Origin of the sequence: Janthinobacterium sp. RA13, from assembly GCF_000745325.1 — a bacterium.
In the GTDB taxonomy this organism is placed as follows: domain Bacteria; phylum Pseudomonadota; class Gammaproteobacteria; order Burkholderiales; family Burkholderiaceae_D; genus Janthinobacterium; species Janthinobacterium rivuli.
Genome location: NZ_JQNP01000001.1, coordinates 1,368,994 through 1,384,693 on the forward strand (window position 1 = coordinate 1,368,994; position 15,700 = coordinate 1,384,693).

The window sequence follows — 15,700 nt, forward strand, 5'->3', positions numbered from 1 at the left end:
GGCTTTTCGTTCGGAATACGGGAAGAACCGATTTTTTCCTGCCACTTTCCAAGGATTTGCACCATGCCCCCTCGCCTGACCGCACCCGCGCACAAGCTGCGTCCGTTTCCCCTCGCCGCCGCCATCCAGGCCCTGTTCCTCGCCGGCGCCGCCGTCGGCGCCATGGCCGTCACGGCGCCAGCCGTCCACGCCCAGACGTTAGAGACTACGCAAGCGAAGCGCCCCTACGCGATCCCCGCCGGACCGCTGGAGCGGGTGCTGACCACGTTCGCCAGCGCGGCCGGCGTGGAACTGTCGGCCGATGCGGCCCTGTTGCAAGGCAAGCGCAGCGGCGGCCTGGCGGGCAGCTACACGGTGCGCCAGGGTTTCGAGGAACTGCTACGCGGCCAGGGCGTGCGCGTGGTGGCGGGAGCCAACGGCGCGTACGCGCTGCGGGTGGAGAATGCACCAGCGCCGGCAGGCACACCGGCGCAGGCCAGCGCCACCCTGCCCGCCATCACCATCAATGCCAGCAGCGGACGCGAAACGGCGACGGGTCCCGTGCGCGGCTACGTGGCGCGGCGCGCCGGCTCGGCCACCAAGACGGATACGGCGCTGAATGAAAACCCGCAATCCGTGTCGGTGGTCACAGCCGATGAAATCAGCGACCGCAATGCCGAATCGCTCGATGAAACCCTGCGCTACACGGCCGGCGTGACGCCGAACCAGCGCCCGCTGGGCAGCGATGATTCCTCGCTGCTGCGCGGCTTTACCATCGAGACGAACGGCATCCTGCAAGATGGCTTGCGCAATTCGGGCCGCACCTTTGGCGCCTCGATCGAACCGTATGGCCTGGAACGCCTGGAAGTGCTGCGCGGCCCAGCCTCCGTGCTGTACGGACAGATTCCGCCGGGCGGCATGGTCAACGCCGTCAGCAAGCGTCCCAGCGCGGACGCCGTGCGCGAAGTGGGGATGGAGTACGGCAGCTACCAGCGCCGCCAGCTGAAAGCCGACATGGGCGGCACCATCGACGCGCCAGGCGCCTGGACTTACCGGGTCGTCATGCTGGGCCGCGAAGCCCATACGCGGCTGGACCGCGACCGCGACAACCGCCTGTACTTCGCCCCCTCGCTCACCTGGCAGGCGGGACCCGCCACGCGTCTTACCCTGCTGGCCCGCTACGAGCAGGACAACCAGCAGTACGCGTTTCCCAACCAGCTGCTGCAGCCGGGTCCGCGCGGCCAGGTCGATCCAAGTGTCAACCTGATGGGCGACGATAACCGCTTCAAGCGCCGCAACACCATGCTGGGCTACGAGTTCGAGCACACGTTCAACGATACGTGGTCGCTGCGCCAGAACCTGCGCTACACGCGCCTGAAGAACGACCGCACGGACATGTTCCCCGGCGGCCTGAATGACGATGGCACGGTGGAGCGCTACTTCATGCCCGTCGATACGGCGTCGAAAAGCCTGTTCGCCGATACGCAGATGCAGGCGCGGTTTACCACCGGCGGCCTGGCGCACCAGGTGCTGCTGGGCGTCGACTACGCGAATATCCGCAACACGGACGACTACCGCCACCAGAAGGGTTTTATCGAGCCAATCGATCTGTACCAGCCCGCGTATGGCAAGCAGCCCCTGGTTCCGGCCAAGGCGCCCACGCGCGCCGAAGCCCCGTCGCGCCAGCTGGGCCTGTATGCGCAGGATCAATTGAAGTGGGACCGCTGGGTCGTCACGGCGGGCCTGCGCCGCGACAAGGCCACGCAGTCGCGCGACGTCACGGACCTCCATAGCGGCGCCGTCAAACCCGACTTCCACCAATCGCCATCGGCCACCACGGGCCGCGTGGGCGCCGTCTACCTGTTCGATGGCGGCTGGGCGCCGTATGTCAGCTACGCCACCTCGTTCTCGCCCGAACTGGGCATCACGGCCAACGGCGACGCCTTGAAGCCGTCGCGCGGCAAGCAGTTCGAGGCGGGCGTGCGCTACGAACCCGTGGGCCAGCGCGCCAGCTACACGGCGGCCGTGTTCGACCTGGTGCGCGACAACGTCACCACGTCCGACATCGGCAACCCGGGCCGCCTGCAGCAAACGGGGAAAGTCGGTTCGCGCGGCGTGGAACTGGAAGCGCGCACGGAGCTCGCCAGCCGTCTGAGCCTGATCGCGCAATACACCTACCTCGATACGGAAGTCACAAAGAGCAATAACGGCGACCTGGGCTTGCAGCAGGCGGGCGCACCGCGCCACAGCGCCTCGGCCTGGGCGCGCCAGTCGTTCAATCTGGGCACGGCGCTACCCGCGTATGCGGCGCTGGGCATGCGTTTTCTCGGCGCCATGCGCTCGAACTCCGACGGCGAGAACCTGAACATCCGCAATGGCGGCCTGACGCAGTGGGATGCGGCGCTGGGCGTGTCGCGCGGGCCATGGCAGTTCGCCCTCAACGTGAACAATGTGCTGAACAAGCAGACCCTGTATGACTGCGGCTACCTGCCCAACCTGTGCTACCGCAACGCCGAACGCACGGCCAACGTCAGCGCGATGTACAGGTTCTGATGCGCCCTGTCTTGGCGGCCATGCACCGCTATGCGGGCCTGCTGATGGCCGGCTTCCTCATCGTCGCCGGCGTGACGGGCAGCGCGCTCGCGTGGAAGGATGAACTGGAGGCGGCCCTGCTGCCCGCCGTCTTCCGTGTGGCGCCGCCCACGCCGGGCGCCGCGCCGCTCGACGCCCTGCTGCTGCGCGAATCCGTCGCCGCGCGCTTTCCCCAGGCGCAGGTGAGCTACGCGCCGCTGTCCGCGCCACCCGGCCACAGCATGGTGTTTTACGTGCGCCCGGCGGCCGACGCGCCGCTGGCCAGCGACGAAGTGTTCGTCGATCCCTACACGGGCGCGATTCTTGGCCAGCGCCGCTGGGGCGCCATCAGCCAGGGCGCCATCAATCTGCTGCCCTTCATCGAGCGCCTGCATTACGCGCTGGCGCTGGGCGACACGGGCTTGCTGGTGTTCGGTCTGGTCGCCATCGTGTGGACTCTCGACTGCTTCATCGGCGCCGCCCTGACCTTCCCCGCGCGCCTGAAGAAACGCGCGCCGGGAGCAAAACCGTGGCTGCTGCGCTGGCGGCCGTCCTGGCTGCTGCGCCGCAATGGCGGCAGCTATAAACTCATATTCGACCTGCACCGCGCGGGCGGCCTGTGGCTGTGGGCCATGCTGCTGGTGTTTGCGTGGAGCGGCGTCGCCTTCAACCTGTACGGCGCCTATGCGGCCGTGATGCATCCGCTGTTTGCCCACCAGGGTACCGAAGAAATCGTCGCGCGGCACACGCCGTCGCCGGGGCCGCAGCTGGACTGGCCGGCCGCGCGCGCACAGGGCCGCCAGTTGATGGACGCGCTGGCGCGCCAGCACGCATTCACCATCCTAGAGGAAAACGCGCTGGCGTATGAACGCGCGCTGGGCGTGTACAGCTACAACGTGCGCAGCAGCCGCGACGTGCGCGCCCACAAGGGTCTGACCACCGTCTTTTTCGACGCGGCCAGCGGCCGGCAGCTGGCCGCCTGGCTACCCACGGGCGCGGCCAGCGGCGACACCATCCGCAGCTGGATCAGCGCCCTGCACATGGCCTCGATGTGGGGCTGGCCTTTCAAACTGTTCATTTGCGCCATGGGCATGCTGGTGGCGGGCCTGAGCGTGACGGGCGTGCTGATCTGGCGCCGCAAGCGGCAGGGGCAAGCCAGGGCCAGGGTGCTAAGCCATTAGTCAGGGAAAACCGATGAACGCCGCCGGCACGGCCTGCGTCAGCCACACGCCATTGTCGGACACATAAAACGCGTGGCCCTGCGCCCGCATGGCGGCCACGTCCACCGTCAGCACGACGGGCTTGCCATGGCGCGCACCGACGGCCACGGCCGTTTCACGGCTGGACGACAAGTGCACGTGATTGCGCGATCCTGGCAGCAAACCGCCGGCGCGGATCGCCTCGACAAAGCGGCTGGCCGTGCCGTGGTACAGCATGGCGGGCGGGGTGGCGGGCGGCAAGGCGATATCGACGGCTGCCAGGGAATGCCCCTGGTTGGCGCGGATGCGCAAGCCATCATCGCTGATGGCATAGCGCGTCTTGCTGTCGCGCGCCACCACCTCATCCAATTGCTCGCGGGAAAGGCGTCGGCCATGCCGGGCAGCCAGCGCCAGCAGCTGGCCGATGTCGGCCCAGCCTTGGGCATCGAGCGCGAGGCCGATTTTTTCGGGCGCGTGGCGCAGGATCAGGGAAAGAAATTTGCTGGTATTTACCAAGTGATCTGTCATGCCCCAGTCTACCGTTTTCAGAACCCATATGACAAGGTCAGGCGCGCGGAACGCGGTTCGACCGGATGGAAATGCCGGTCGTTCACCCCTTCCGTGGCCTCGCTGGGCAGGCGCGACGCGTAGTAATAATCGATGTCGCTGGCGCGCTTGTCGAACAGGTTGAACACGTCGAGCGCAATGCGCGTCTTGCGGTTGAGCTGATACGCCACGCGCGCGTAGGCCAAGGTGGTGGAAGCGGAGCGCACGCTATTGTCCTCGATCAAGGGACGGGGGCCGAAATAGCGCAGCTGAAAGGCACCCGACCACGGGCCTTGGTCCGTCACCGTCACGCCGAACGAGGCCACCTTGTCGATCGAGCCAGGGATGAAATTGCCGGCGGGGTCGTTTTGCGTATAGCGCGAGCGCGAGGCGGCCAGGTCCAGGTCGAACAGCAGCCATGGCGCGGCTATGTAATGGTTGTTCCACTCGATGCCGTGGCGGCGGCTGGCGCGGCTGGGTTCCGTCTCGCCCGCGTCACCGACGAACAGCAATTCCGACGCGATGTCGAGGCGCCACAGGGCCAGCGAACTTTGCAGTCCCGGCAGCCATTCCGTGCGCGCGCCCAGTTCCATGCCTTTCGTCGGCGCCAAAGGCGTGACGGGCGTGGATGGCGCGCCATCGGCCAGGCGCGTCTGCGTCGTGCCGCGCGCGTCGTTGCTATGAAAACCTTTTCCGTAGTTCACGAAGAATTCCGTCTTGCTCCATGGCCCAAGGATCAATGACAGCTTGGGCGACACCACGTGGTCATTCGCCGCGCCGCTGTTTCCCTCGATACTGCTGTCCACATTGAAACGGTAGGCGTCATAGCGCACACCCGCCACGGAGCGCAGCCAGGGCAGCCATTGCACCGTGTTTTCGCCATACAGGCCGATGCTCGCTTCGCGCACCCGGTCTTCGCGCACCGTGCTTTGCCGCACTCTCTCCACCGTGTTGTACAGCCCCACGGGAGACAGGCGGTCATAGCGCGCCTGCACGCCCAGCTTGTTGCGCAGGGGAAGACCGAACAGCTCCATGGTCCAGCTTTCGCTGGCGTTCGCGCCCGCCACCGTGCGCCGCTCGCTTTGCTGGAACTGGTCGCCGGCTACCGGGTCGGCCAGGAAGTAGGTGAAATCGCTATTGAGTTCCAGCTGCGAGCGGATCAGGTAGGCGTCGAGTTCGAACAAGCGGTTTTCCGTGCGCTGGCGCATCGCATACGACAGGCTGGTGCGCGAAGTATCGCCACCGTCGCTGGGCGCCAGGCTGCCGAAACGGCCGATCTGGCCCGATTGCACGGCGCGCAGCGGCACCTGGTCGGTGGCGTTCCAGCTATTTTTATAGGCCATGGCCGTCACGCTGAACCCGTCGTCCTGCGTGCCCTGGCTGTAACGCAGCACGCCGCTGACCTTGCGCACGCGCTCAGGCACGTCCCAGGGACCGTTGTTGCGGTTCACTTCCAGGCCGACCAGCAAGGTGCCGGGGCCGGTACCAAAGGAATCGGCGACGACGCCGCGCAGATAGCCGTGCTGGCCCACGGACACGCTGGCCTGGCCTTGCGGCAACTTATCGGCCAGGCGGATGCGGGCGCTGCCTGCCGAGGAAAAATCGCCTTCGCCGGCAAAATACGGCCCCTTCTTGTAATCGATGCGCTGCACCAGCTCGGGTATGAGGAAATTGAGGTCGGAATAGCCTTGGCCGTGCGCATGCGTGCGCATGTTGACGGGCATGCCGTCGACATACGTGGCGAAATCCGTGCCATGGTCAAGGTTAAAGCCGCGCAAAAAGTACTGGTTGGCCTTGCCGTCGCCGCTGTGCTGGGTGACGATCAGCCCCGGCACGAATTCCAGCAATTCGCCCGTACGCAAGGCAGGCCGGTTGACAATCAATTCAGTAGTGATGACGCCCTGGCTGGCCGCATCCGAGGTGCCGACGGCGTTGTCGTAATGGCCCGCCACTCTTACCGTGCGCGCCTCATCGGCGATGGCGACGGCCTCGGCCGGGTCCTGCGCCGCCGCCTGGCGCCCCATGCCCAACAATGCCAGTGCACAAGTTGCTACCAGTTTGCGTTTTCTCAATCGCATCGCGTCTCCAGTTTTTATGATGTCAATATGGGCCCAAGGCCTGGTCTAGCCTACCCGATATATACGTGGATGGCGGCTTGTTTGGATTCAGTATTTTTTGAAGGAACGACCATGGACCTGGGCGATAGCACCGGCAAGGCAACAAACACCGCCGCCGTGCGCAAGCGCGATGCGCTGCCGTATATCCTGCTGTTCATCCTGCTGGCGGGTTTGCTGGCCGTGCTGGCAGGCGCCCTGCTGCCGCCCTACTTCCACGCCGTGCCGGCACTGCTGTGGAGCCTGGGATTTTGCGTCAGCGGCATGCTGCTGGGCTTTTTGTTCGGCATACCGCGCACCCTGCCATCTGGCACCGTCAACGCAGCCCCGCCCGACGAGCGCTCCAATGGCAAGGCCCGTCCCACGGACGAGCCGCCGGCCGCCGGGGCCGATGCGGCGGCCGCAAACCCCAGCAATACCCTGTTCCTGGGCACGCCCACGCCCATGGAAATCAATTCAAATCTGGTGGAAGTGTCGGACTGGCTGACGAAAATCATCGTCGGCGTGGGCTTGATCGAGCTCAAAAGCCTGCCCGGCAGCGCGCGCAGCATGGCCGCCTTCATCGCACCGAGCCTGGCCACCGATACGGGCACAGCCATGGCCGTCGTGGGCGGCATCATGCTGTTCTTTTCCGTGCATGGTTTTTTGATCGGCTACCTGCTCACGCGCATTTACCTGTCCATCATGATCAAGCGGGCCGACAGCATGGTCAAGAACGAATCCGTGCGCCTGGAGAGCGGCAAGGAAATCGAAGTGACGGAACTGAGCCGTTTGCAGCAAAAATCGCTCGACGACATGCAGGAAGCCGTCACGCAACTGCTGCTGGCGCATCCGCCGGACGGGGACGCGGCCGTCACGGCCCTGGCCGGCATGCCGGCGGAGAAAAAACCCGCCAGCCTGGTGCTGTGGCTGGACGACCACCCACGCAACAATACCTTGCTGGTAGAACAACTGGAACGGGAAAACATCAAGGTGGACCAGGCCGTATCGACGCGGCAGGCGCTGGCCATGCTGCAACAGAAGCCTTACGCGCTGTTCATCACGGACATGGCACGGGTGGAAAACCGCCGCCGCATCAAGGATGCGGGCGTGCGCACGGTGCGCGAAGTGCGTCAGGCGCTGCCTGCGCTCCCGATCATCGTGTATTGCAGCAAAGATACGGTCGCCAGTTACGGCACGGAAGCGGAGGCGGCCGGCGCCCGTTTCATCACCACGTCGGGCACCAGCCTGCTGGCGGCCGTCAACAAGCTATTGCATGAGGAACGCCAGGATGAAGATCAATCCACCCGGTAATGGTAGCTGCCCACGTAATGCAGCGAACTGCGCTGCGGGTGCGTGAGCTGATTCGGCGCAAACACGCACACGCTCGTGTCAGCCAGCAAGTGCTGCCCATCCGCGTCCGCGCACGCCTGCGCCAGCCAGCTGTCGCCATACGACACGCCATCGAGCAACTGTGCCAGCGGCACGGGCGAGGCCAGCATGGCGCTTTCAAAGCAGGCTGGCTCGTACTGCGAGAGACCCGTTTCCAGGAAGAACGGCGACGGAACGGCATCGCCATCCTCCGTGTACGTGGGCGACAGGTAGGCCTGCAGCGCTTCCCAGCTGGAAAAACGGCCGCTGCAGGCAAACACGTGGACGATGGGCAAGCTGCCGGACACGCTTACAGCTTCTCCATCTTTTGCCGCACGGCCGGGGCCGTCGCCGCCGTCGGCGCCAGTTCCAGATAGGTTTTATAGGCGGCCTTGGCTTTGGGGGCATCGCCGGCCTTGGCATAGGCGTCGCCCAGGTTCAAATAGGCGATGGCGCGCGACGGGTCCATCTTGACCGTGTTTTCAAACCAGCGGGCCGCTTCGCGGAACTTTTCCTGCTTGTAGAAGACAAAACCCAGGTTATTCGCCGCCAGCGCGAAATCGGGACGCAGTTTCAGCGCTTCCGTAAATTGCGCTTCCGCCGCCGCATACTGTTTCTCCTTGTACAGCTGCAAGCCGCGGTCGTTGGCCCGCTGCGCCAGCTGACGCGTCGAGCTCGGCACGGCGCCCGGCGTGACGATCTTCTGTTCGCCACCCTGCAAATCCTTCACCGTCACGCTGGCCGCCGCCGGTTTCGCATCGAGCTTGCTGTTCAGGGCGATGGCTTCCGTCGACAACTGCGTCGTGTTCGGGCTGAGGAATTCCGTCTCGCCCGGCAATTCAAACACGAAATCTCCCCCTTCCGAGCCAGGCAAGCTGCCGAACGCGGGCGTCTGGTTCGACACGCTGGACACGGCCGGCGCCACGTAGGCCGCCAGTTCCGTGGCCGTGATGAGGCCGTCGCCGTTCAGGTCGCCCTTGCCCGCCAGGCCCTGCAGCAGGGTCCACGTGAATACGGAGTGGCCGTTCGGCCCGCCGTCGGCCACCAGCTGGTCGCCGCCGCCAGCCGTCAGCATTTGCCGGCCGATGCGCTTGGCGTTGTCGCGCAGGAAGGAGCTGGAACCAGCGCCGCGTGTCAGGCCCAGGCCGCTGTAGCAGGCATCCATGACGAAGAACGCGTGCTTGGCCGTCAGCGATTCCGCGATATTCTGGATTTCCGTCATCGGGATCGCATCCGTGGCGAACTGCGCCGGGTCGGAATCGACGGGCACGATGTAGCCCAGGTCGCGTCCCGAGCTCAGCTTGCGCGTGGCGCCGTGGCCGGCGAAAAAGACGAAGATGCGGTCATTCTTTTGCACGCCGCCATGGGCCAGCTTGTCATGGAAGGCGGCCAGGATGTTGTTGCGCGTCGCTTCGCCGTTTTTCAGGGTCACGACGCGCTCTGGCGCAAACGCAAACTTTTCAATCAGCGTTTCGCGGATGCCTTGCGCGTCGCGCACCGCATATTGCAATTTCGGCCACTTCGCGTAATCGTCGATGCCGATCACCACGGCCCAGGAATTGGCGTAACCGGTGGTCACGGGCACTTTCTCGGGCGCCGGGGCCGTGCTTTTTGCCACCTGGAAGCTGGTGCCATCCCAGCCCGCGAATTGATAGCCTTCGGCGATCAGCTTGTCGAGCACGGCCGGCAAGGCTTTTACCGTGCGTTCATGGATGTCGTGGAACAGGACGATGCCGCGTCCCGCCTTGTCGACGGACGCCAGCACGCGGTTCGTGATGGAACTAGGCACGGGGTCGGCCCAATCGAGCGAATCGATATTCCACATCACGGATTTCAGATGGGCATCGGCCAGCGCGGCCATGCCTTCGCTGTTGCGCGCGCCATACGGGAAGCGGAACAGCGCGGCCCGCTCGGGGCTGATGGCCTTTAATAAAGTGTCGGTGCCGAGAATTTCGCCTTTCAGCTTGTCACCCGTCTGTTTCGACAATTGTGCGTGACTGAAACTGTGGTTGCCCACGGCATAGCCCTCTTTCATCAGCTTGCGGCTCACTTCCGCGCCCGCGCCCAGCTTGGCGTGGCCTTCCGCATCGAGCGAACCGAGATTCCGGCCCACGTTGAAGAACACGGCCGGCACGCCATATTGTTTCAAAATGGCGCTGATTTCTTCCGTGTAGCGGCGGTGCGGACCATCGTCAAAGGTCAGCACGATGGTTTTCTTCGGCAAACCGAGGCCGAAGATTTCCGCCTCATCTTTTTTTGGCACGGGCTTGGCTTCGGGCACGGAACCAGCCGGGGGTACCGCATACGGTACGACGATGCCATTTTCCTTGAGTATCTGGTCGCGGCTGTAGAGTTTTTTCAGCTGCGCCACATAATCGTCCCACCGCTCGCGCTTGAGTTCGATGGCGCGCTGGCCCAGGCTGCCGAAGATTTGCCGGATTTCTTTCTCGTAATTGCGCTCGATCTCGCCCAGCGCATCAAGGTCTTCGGAAATACGCTTGTGCAGCTTGATGGCGGGCAAGGACGAATCCTTGGCCACGTCGGCCAGCATGCTTTGCAGCAGTTCACGAAAAGCCAGGCGGTCCGCGTCATACAGGCCGGGATCGGATTCGATATACGTCAACAGGCTGTCGAGCGCCTCGAAGCGGCCCGGATTGGTGGGCGCCGTCAGCTGGTCGAGCGCAAGATCAAGCTTGGCGATGCGTTCCTGGTTTTCATGGAACAGCGCCTGCCCCACTTTACGGGCTTCGTCGCGCGCGCCTTCCGGCAGACTTTGCTCGTCAGCCAGCAGCACGATGATCTTGCGGAAATTGCCCAGCAAGTCGCGGAACTGGCTGGCTACGGCGGCCGTGTCGACCGTCGATTGGGGCGCGGCGGCCGGGCTGCCCGAGGCGGGTGCGCCGGGCGTGGCGGTGGCTGCGGGACGCGTGTAGCTATAAATGCCGGCACCAGCGGCGAGTGCCACGACAACGGTGGCGGCGATCTTGATCGGTTTGGAAGTCACAGGCTTGTCATTCCCTTCACATACTATGCATAGAATTCAGATGGCGCGGATGCGCACGATGCATAATTGTAAAGCACGCCTGGCACAAGCTCAGCCCGCACGATGAATTTCGGCAATAATATCGCTGAACACCTCCATAGATAGTGAAAACGGAAAAGACGATGCACAAGAAACTCTGCGCCGCTGCGCTGATGTTGGGCGTGGCCCTGATGTTGCTGCAACTGCGCGCGCATGCGGGCGACGACGTGATCAATGTGGCGGGACGCGTGTGCCTGCCGCACTGATCACTTGAGCAAGCCGAACCGTGTAGCTGTCACGGCTCCGGGTCGAAATGCTTGCGCAAGCCTTGCCAGCACTCGAAATAATCGTTTTGCAGCAGTTCACTGTTCAAGGCGAATGGCGTGGGCTTGAGGATGGTGCGCGTTTCGAACATGAAGGCCATGGTGTCGCCCACCTTCACGGGCGCGGACGTGTCGCTGTGCGAGGCCTTCTCAAAGGTCTGCGCATCGGGACCGTGGCCGGACATGCAGTTGTGCAGGCTGGCACCGCCAGGCACGAAGCCGGCCGCCTTGGCGTCGTACACGCCGTGGATCAGGCCCATGAATTCGCTGGCCACGTTGCGGTGGAACCAGGGCGGGCGGAACGTGTGTTCGGCGGCCAGCCAGCGCGGCGGGAAGATGGCAAAGTCGATGGCGCCAAATAGCGGGTTCTCGCTCGGCGCCTGCAGCACGAGGAAGATCGACGGGTCCGGATGGTCGTAGCTGATCGAGCCGATGGTGTTAAAACGGCGCAAATCGTATTTATAGGGCGCGTAATTGCCATGCCAAGCCACCACGTCCAGCGGTGAATGGTCGAGAGTAGTGCGCCACAGGTGGCCGCCGAACTTGGCCAGCAGTTCGCACGCGCCGTCGATGTCTTCGTAGGCCGCGTGCGGCGTGAGGAAATCGCGGCTGTTGGCCAGGCCGTTCGAGCCGATGGGCCCCATGTCCGGCAGGCGGAAGGCCGTGCCGAAGTTTTCACACACATAGCCGCGCGCCGCGCCATCGGGCAGGGTCACGCGGAAGCGCACGCCACGCGGAATCACGGCGATTTCCTGCGGTGCCAGCTCGATCAAGCCCAGTTCCGTGGCGATCGCCAGCCTGCCCTCCTGCGGCACGACCAGCAATTCGCCATCGGCCGAGTAAAAGAAGCGCTGCATCGAGCGGTTGGCAGCGTACACGTGGATGGCGCAGCCGCTCATCGTTTCAGCGCTGCCATTGCCGGCCATCGTTTGCCAGCCGTCGATGAAGTCCGTTGGCGTCGCGCCGTCGGGCAACGGCAGCGGGTCCCAGCGCAGCTGGTTCGGCGGCGTGGGGGGCATGGCGTGGAAATCGCTGACGATGCGGGTATTTTCCGCCAGGGTAAATGGCGGATGCTGGCTGGCGGGACGGATGCGGTACAGCCACGAGCGCCGGTTTTGCGCGCGCGGCGCCGTGAAGGCCGTGCCCGAGAGTTGTTCCGCATACAGGCCCAATGGCGCCTGCTGCGGCGAATTCTGCCCCTGCGGCAAGGCGCCGGGCACGGCTTCCGTGGCAAATTCGTTGCCGAAGCCGCTTTGGTAGCCGGCGGCGATCATGCCGGCTCCGCCAGGCCGTCGGCCGCGTCGCGCAGCAAGCCCTGCACCACGTCGGCCTTGCCGATGGCGCCCATGGCCAGCAAGGCGAAGCGGGCCAGGAACAGGGGCGAACGCTGCTCGCCCAGGCCGCCCATGGTGTGGCACAGATCGGTGTATAAATTATCGAGTTCGATGTCGGTCATGTTTTTGCCTCTTCTCTGGCTCTCGCCATTTTTAACCCCTTGCCAATTCCGGGGTCGGACCCTGAGGGTCCGACCCCAGCCGTTCAGCTCTTGGGTTTATTCAGTTTAAAACTTTCGCCAGCGCTTCAAGCACCTGCCCCGCCCGCACCTGCCGCCAGCGCCCCAGCACATGCCCATCCGGGCGCACCAGGTAATAGCTGCCAGGCTGCGCGTCAAACAGCGAGAATACCTGCGCCGTGTGGTCCCAGGCGCACCCTTGCGCCCCGCCGCGGGCGATCGCCACGGTACTCAACGGCAATGCATCGTCCAGCGCCAGCAGTTCGGCTGGCACGGCGCCATCGTCGCTGAAATACAGCCCCGTGAAATCGCCATCGGCGCGTTTCAGCAAATCTGTAATATACCCCGCTTTTTGTCCGCCGTTGTGCAGCAGCACCAGCGGGCATTCGGGCAAGACCGTGCCCGGCGCGGGGCCGGCGGCAAACGTCTCGCTATCCTGCGCGTTCAGGGCAGACTGCGCATACGCGATGGCGCTCGTCTGGCGCGGGTTGATCAAGGAGCGCACGTGCGCGTGCTTGCCCGCCAGGCCCAGCACGGCCGTGCGCATGAGATCGAAAGCGAAGGTCGGCGGCGCCATGAATTCCGTGCTTTTGGTGCCGTGGCGCAGGTTTTCATGGGCGGCGTACACGCGCTCGTCCGAATAGCTGTCCAGCAAACTGTCCGGTGCCGATCCCTTGACGACATACGCCAGCTTCCAGGCCAGGTTGTCCGCGTCGTCGATGCCGGAGTTCGCCCCGCGCACGCCGAAGATGGGCACCAAATGGGCCGCATCGCCCGCGAACAGCACGCGGCCATGCCGGTATTTTTCCAGGGTCAGCGCGTTGGCTTTATAAATCGTGATCCATACGGGATGCCACGGCGCTGTTTCGCCCATCATGGCCAGCAGGCTGTCCACGCGGGGCGCCACGTTTTCCAGCAGCACGGCCGCCTGCGCATCCTCGTCGTCGCGCAACTGGTAGTCGATACGCCAGATATCGTCGGGCTGCTTGTGCACCAGCACGGTGGAACCGGGATTCGACGGCGGGTCGAAATACGCAAGGCGCTCCGTCGGGCGCTCGCTCTTCAGATGGATGTCGACGATCACATAGCGCCCTTCATAGCTGGTGCCCTGCAATTTCAGGCCCAGCGCTTCGCGCACGACGCTGCGCCCGCCATCGGCCGCCACCAGCCAGTCCGTCTCGATCTGGTAGGTTTCATCGGGCGTGGCCACCGTGACCGTGGCGCCATCGGCGCGCTGGTCCACGCCAGTGACCCGCGTTTGCCAGCGGATATCGATCAGCTCCGGCTGGCGTTCTGCCGCATCGAGCAGGAATTGCTCGATATGGTATTGCGCCAGGTTGACCATGGGCGGCAGCTTCTGGTTCGCGTCTTGCGGCATCGTGAAATGCAGCACTTCCTCGTCGCGGTAAAAGCTGCGTCCTCCCGCCCACGGCAAGCCTTTGCGGATAAAGCCGTCGAGCGCACCCAGGCGTTCGATGATTTCCAGGCTGCGCCGCGAAATGCAGATGGCGCGGCTGCCCGTGCAGACACCATCGTCCGCTTCAATCAGCACCGAGCGCACGCCGTGGCGCGCCAGGCCCAGGGCCGTAGCCAGGCCGACGGGGCCGCCGCCGACGATCAGGACAGGAACGTGTTGCGTCGATGCACCGGCCGGTTTGCCAGGCGGATAGACTTTCGGCACATGGGGATAAGGGTGGAAGATGTCGCTCATGATGGGTCCTCTTCAATCAAGATTGTTCTTTGCCGCCGCGCGCGATGGGCAGGGTCAGCACGATGGCCGCGCCTGCCACCAGCAGCACGCTCGCATACAGCAAGCCCGTGGCAAAGCTGTGCGTGATGTCCTTCAGCCAGCCCACGACGACGGGGTTCAGGGCCGAGCCGATATTGCCCGTGGCGTTGATGACGGCGATGCCGATGGCGCGCGCGCCCAGGCTCAGCGCTCGGTCCGGCGTGGTCCAGAAGACGGACATGGCGGTATAGGCGCCCGTCGAAGCCATGCACACGCCCAGCAGTTGCACCACGGGGTTGCCGGAATACGCCGTGAACAGCCAACCAAAGGCCGACAGCAGCATGGGCCAGACGATGTGCCAGCGGCGTTCCTGCAGGCGGTCCGAGCGGCGGCCCCAGGCAATCATGCCGATGACGGTGCACACTTGCGGGATGGCGGCCAGCAAGCCAATTTGCGTGTTGCTGGCGTTGCTATTAAAACTTTTCACGATCAAGGGCGTCCACACGGCCACCATCGCCAGGGTGTTGACCAGGCAGAAATAGGCGACGCCGAATTTCAGCACGGTGGGCGACAGCATTTCCGCCAGCACGGAGGTCTTCTGCTGCTGCGCGAGGTGTACGACGGCAGGCTTGTGCTCGGCCGCCAGCATGCGCGCCAGCACCTGCTGTTCCAGCTTGCTCAGCCAGTTCGCCTTGTTGGGCGCATCGTCGAGGTAGCCATACACGGCCAGGCCCAGGAACACGGACGGCATGCCTTCGAGCAAGAACAGCCATTGCCAGCCCTTCAAGCCCCAGTGGCCGTCCAGGCCCAGGATCAGGCCCGACAGGGCCGAGCCGATGGCGGCCGTCACGGGCATGGCGATCATGAACAGGGCATTGGCGCGTGCCCGGTAGGCGCTGGGAAACCAGTACGTCAGGTACAGCAGCATGCCGGGCAGGAAGCCCGCCTCCGTCACGCCGACGAGAAAGCGCAGCGCATACAGGCTGGCCGGGCCGCTGGCGAACAGGGTCGCCGTCGAGGCCAGGCCCCAGGCGATCATCATGCTGCCTATCCATTTACGCGCGCCAATGCGTGCCAGCACGATGTTGCTGGGGATGCTGCAGGCGATGTAGGCGATGTAAAACAGGGTGGTGGCAAAGCCGAACTGGGTACCACTCAAGCCCAGGTCCTGCATCATGGTCAGGCCGGCGAAGCCGATATTGATGCGGTCAAGAAAGGAAAACACGAACAGCAGAAACAGAAATCCCAGCAGATGGCGCGATACCTTGCGCATCACCTGCTGTTCCAGTTGCTTGGCGGCCACGTCGGGAACGGGCGCAGTGGTGGCGATGGTCATGCTGGTCTCCATAAGGTG

The 15,700-nt window shown here is 64.5% G+C and carries 12 protein-coding genes; 4 read left to right on the plus strand and 8 right to left on the minus strand.

Going from position 1 to position 15,700, the window contains the following annotated elements:
- Nucleotides 1–63: 63 nt before the first annotated feature.
- Both FG13_RS05890 and FG13_RS05895 read left to right on the plus strand, forming a co-directional pair.
- The gene (locus FG13_RS05890; protein WP_051958615.1) at nucleotides 64–2,532 is read left to right on the plus strand and encodes a TonB-dependent siderophore receptor; all 2,469 of its coding nucleotides are present in this window, start codon (nucleotides 64–66) and stop codon (nucleotides 2,530–2,532) included.
- Entirely contained in the window at nucleotides 2,532–3,731 is a 1,200-nt protein-coding gene (locus FG13_RS05895; RefSeq protein ID WP_035819282.1) for a PepSY-associated TM helix domain-containing protein, read from the plus strand. The genes FG13_RS05890 and FG13_RS05895 overlap by 1 nt, the downstream gene beginning before the upstream one ends.
- On the opposite strand, the gene FG13_RS05900 is transcribed toward FG13_RS05895, so the two are convergent.
- Both FG13_RS05900 and FG13_RS05905 read right to left on the minus strand, forming a co-directional pair.
- On the minus strand, nucleotides 3,732–4,277 hold the full coding sequence (locus tag FG13_RS05900; protein WP_035819284.1) for an RNA 2'-phosphotransferase: 546 nt from the start codon (nucleotides 4,275–4,277) through the stop codon (nucleotides 3,732–3,734).
- A 17-nt stretch (nucleotides 4,278–4,294) separates the two neighbouring features.
- Nucleotides 4,295–6,373, minus strand: coding sequence for a TonB-dependent receptor (locus FG13_RS05905; RefSeq protein ID WP_035819286.1), 2,079 nt, complete (start codon nucleotides 6,371–6,373; stop codon nucleotides 4,295–4,297).
- Between the two features lie 111 nt (nucleotides 6,374–6,484).
- Between FG13_RS05905 and FG13_RS28785 the strand changes: the two genes are divergently transcribed.
- A complete protein-coding gene (locus FG13_RS28785) occupies nucleotides 6,485–7,702 on the plus strand; it encodes a response regulator (RefSeq protein WP_051958616.1) in 1,218 nt (405 codons plus the stop codon).
- Here the strand turns inward: FG13_RS28785 and FG13_RS05915 are convergent.
- Both FG13_RS05915 and FG13_RS05920 read right to left on the minus strand, forming a co-directional pair.
- The gene (locus FG13_RS05915; protein WP_035819289.1) at nucleotides 7,687–8,067 is read right to left on the minus strand and encodes an immunity 22 family protein; all 381 of its coding nucleotides are present in this window, start codon (nucleotides 8,065–8,067) and stop codon (nucleotides 7,687–7,689) included. The two genes, FG13_RS28785 and FG13_RS05915, sit on opposite strands and share 16 nt — an antisense overlap.
- A 2-nt stretch (nucleotides 8,068–8,069) precedes the next feature.
- On the minus strand, nucleotides 8,070–10,763 hold the full coding sequence (locus FG13_RS05920) for a polysaccharide deacetylase family protein (RefSeq protein WP_035819292.1): 2,694 nt from the start codon (nucleotides 10,761–10,763) through the stop codon (nucleotides 8,070–8,072).
- Nucleotides 10,764–10,924: 161 nt separating this feature from the next.
- Between FG13_RS05920 and FG13_RS31080 the strand changes: the two genes are divergently transcribed.
- Nucleotides 10,925–11,047 (plus strand): hypothetical protein, encoded by a 123-nt coding sequence (locus FG13_RS31080; protein WP_255206395.1) that lies wholly within the window; start codon nucleotides 10,925–10,927, stop codon nucleotides 11,045–11,047.
- Between the two features lie 29 nt (nucleotides 11,048–11,076).
- On the opposite strand, the gene hmgA is transcribed toward FG13_RS31080, so the two are convergent.
- The 4 genes from hmgA to FG13_RS05940 all read right to left on the minus strand — a co-directional run bounded on the left by hmgA (nucleotide 11,077) and on the right by FG13_RS05940 (nucleotide 15,682).
- The gene (hmgA, locus tag FG13_RS05925) at nucleotides 11,077–12,378 is read right to left on the minus strand and encodes a homogentisate 1,2-dioxygenase (protein ID WP_035819294.1); all 1,302 of its coding nucleotides are present in this window, start codon (nucleotides 12,376–12,378) and stop codon (nucleotides 11,077–11,079) included.
- Complete coding sequence (locus FG13_RS05930; protein WP_035819296.1) at nucleotides 12,375–12,560, minus strand: hypothetical protein; 186 nt, start codon at nucleotides 12,558–12,560, stop codon at nucleotides 12,375–12,377. The genes hmgA and FG13_RS05930 overlap by 4 nt, the downstream gene beginning before the upstream one ends.
- 100 nt (nucleotides 12,561–12,660) lie before the next feature.
- The gene (locus FG13_RS05935; protein ID WP_035819301.1) at nucleotides 12,661–14,328 is read right to left on the minus strand and encodes an FAD-dependent oxidoreductase; all 1,668 of its coding nucleotides are present in this window, start codon (nucleotides 14,326–14,328) and stop codon (nucleotides 12,661–12,663) included.
- A 16-nt stretch (nucleotides 14,329–14,344) separates the two neighbouring features.
- Nucleotides 14,345–15,682, minus strand: a complete 1,338-nt coding sequence (locus tag FG13_RS05940; RefSeq protein WP_051958618.1) for an MFS transporter — start codon at nucleotides 15,680–15,682, stop codon at nucleotides 14,345–14,347.
- Nucleotides 15,683–15,700: the final 18 nt, after the last annotated feature.

Excerpts from the sequence above, each read along its gene's own strand:
- FG13_RS05890 (WP_051958615.1), top strand. The coding sequence starts at position 64 with ATGCCCCCTCGCCTGACCGCACCCGCGCACAAGCTGCGTCCGTTTCCC.
- FG13_RS05895 (WP_035819282.1), top strand. The coding sequence starts at position 2,532 with ATGCGCCCTGTCTTGGCGGCCATGCACCGCTATGCGGGCCTGCTGATG.
- FG13_RS05900 (WP_035819284.1), bottom strand. The coding sequence starts at position 4,277 with ATGACAGATCACTTGGTAAATACCAGCAAATTTCTTTCCCTGATCCTG.
- FG13_RS05905 (WP_035819286.1), bottom strand. The coding sequence starts at position 6,373 with ATGCGATTGAGAAAACGCAAACTGGTAGCAACTTGTGCACTGGCATTG.
- FG13_RS28785 (WP_051958616.1), top strand. The coding sequence starts at position 6,485 with ATGGACCTGGGCGATAGCACCGGCAAGGCAACAAACACCGCCGCCGTG.
- FG13_RS31080 (WP_255206395.1), top strand. The coding sequence starts at position 10,925 with ATGCACAAGAAACTCTGCGCCGCTGCGCTGATGTTGGGCGTGGCCCTG.
- hmgA (WP_035819294.1), bottom strand. The coding sequence starts at position 12,378 with ATGATCGCCGCCGGCTACCAAAGCGGCTTCGGCAACGAATTTGCCACG.
- FG13_RS05930 (WP_035819296.1), bottom strand. The coding sequence starts at position 12,560 with ATGACCGACATCGAACTCGATAATTTATACACCGATCTGTGCCACACC.
- FG13_RS05935 (WP_035819301.1), bottom strand. The coding sequence starts at position 14,328 with ATGAGCGACATCTTCCACCCTTATCCCCATGTGCCGAAAGTCTATCCG.
- FG13_RS05940 (WP_051958618.1), bottom strand. The coding sequence starts at position 15,682 with ATGACCATCGCCACCACTGCGCCCGTTCCCGACGTGGCCGCCAAGCAA.